Source organism: Duganella vulcania (assembly GCF_009857655.1).
Lineage (GTDB): Bacteria > Pseudomonadota > Gammaproteobacteria > Burkholderiales > Burkholderiaceae_D > Rugamonas > Rugamonas vulcania.
The window spans coordinates 1-1,430 of record NZ_WWCX01000243.1 but is presented as its reverse complement, the minus strand read 5'-3'; the positions used below and the strand labels follow the sequence as shown (position 1 = coordinate 1,430).

Sequence of the window (1,430 nt, the reverse complement as noted above, 5' to 3'; positions counted from 1 at the left end):
GCCGCAGCCGGGGCCTGGCCGCGCCACGCCTCCAGCGCGCGCACGGTGCGCTGCGCGGTCACGTCCCACGAGAAGCGCTTGGCCTGTTGGGCGCCGTGCGCGCGCAGGCGCTGCTGCAGCGCGTCGTCGGTCAGCACCTCGGCGATCTTGGCGGCGATGGCGGCCGGATCGTCGGCGTTGAACATCGCCTCGTCGCAGCCGATCACTTCCGGAATGCTGGTGTTGTCGGCGCCGATCACCAACGCGCCGCAGGCCATGGCCTCCAGCGCCGGCAGGCCGAAGCCCTCGTGGCGCGACGGGAAGACAAACAGCGCGGCATTGCGGTACAACTCGATCAGGTCGGTGTCGCTGACGTAGCCGGTGAAGACCAGCTCGTCGGCGGCGAGGCCGGCGCGCGCCGCGTGCGCCAGCAGCGCGTCGCGGTCGTGCTGGCCCACCTTGCTGGCGATCAGCAACTGGTGGCCGGTGCGCACCGCCGCCGGCAGCAGGCTGAAGGCGGTGATCAGGCCGTCGATGTTCTTGCGGGCGTCGAAGCCGCCGGGCGCGTACATCAGCATGGCGCGCGTCAGGCCGTAGCGGGCGCGCAGCTCGGACCACAGGCGGGCGTCCGGCGCGGCCGGCTGGAAGCTGTCGTCCACCGCGGTGGAGATGGCCACCACCTGCTCCGGCGGCAGCCGCAGCGCGTCGATGGCTTCCTGGCGCGAGTAGTCGGAGATCGACAGCAGCAGGCCGGCGCGGCGCAGCGAGGCGATCTTGCGCTCGTAGTAGGCGCGCTGGGCCGGCGTGCCGAGGTAGGCGTCCGGATTGAGGAAGGGGATCAGGTCGTACAGCACCACGGCGGTGCGCTCGGCGCCGGCGAAGGCGCCAACCGAGACCACGGCGTCGTCGACAAAGCCCTCGAACAGGCTGGTGACCAGCACCGCGTCCGGCCGCAGCTGGGCGATGGCGTGCTCGCGCAGCAGCTCGGCGGCGCGGGTGCGGGCGCTGTTGTCGGTGTGCAGCTCGGCCAGCGGCACCGGCACCTCGAATACGCGGATGCGCTCGGGCGGCACCAGGCCGGCGAAGGCGGTGCGCAGGTCGGCGATGGCGTCGGCCAGCGCGCCGTTGAGCAGCAGCCAGACCTCGTGCGGGCCGGCGTTGCGCGCCACGCCCAGCGCCAGCGCCAGCGAATAGCGGCCGATGCCGCGGAAGCGGCTTTCGGATTGGGCTCCCTGCAAATCGATGACGATACGCATCAATGTTTCCTTGTCTTCTTGAGCGCGGATTGAAGGTCGCGGTACACGCGCAGCGCGCGCGGCGACATGTCGCCCAGCGGCGCCTGCGGTTCGGGCGGCATGGCCTGGCCGGCGGCGATGCTGGCCTGGTAGACGCGGGTCACGCCGGGGATGCGCAGCAACAGCGGCCGCAGCAGGCGCTTGAGGCGCGGCGCG

2 protein-coding genes are annotated in these 1,430 nt (G+C 72.3%); both read right to left on the bottom strand.

Features of this window, described 5'->3' with window-relative positions:
* Window positions 1–1,235: glycosyltransferase family 4 protein (locus GTP90_RS35700; RefSeq protein ID WP_161087929.1), on the bottom strand; the 1,235-nt coding region annotated here is incomplete at its 3' end.
* A partial coding sequence (locus tag GTP90_RS35695; protein ID WP_161087928.1) for a hypothetical protein occupies window positions 1,235–1,430 on the bottom strand: 196 nt, incomplete at its 5' end. The genes GTP90_RS35695 and GTP90_RS35700, both read right to left, overlap by 1 nt.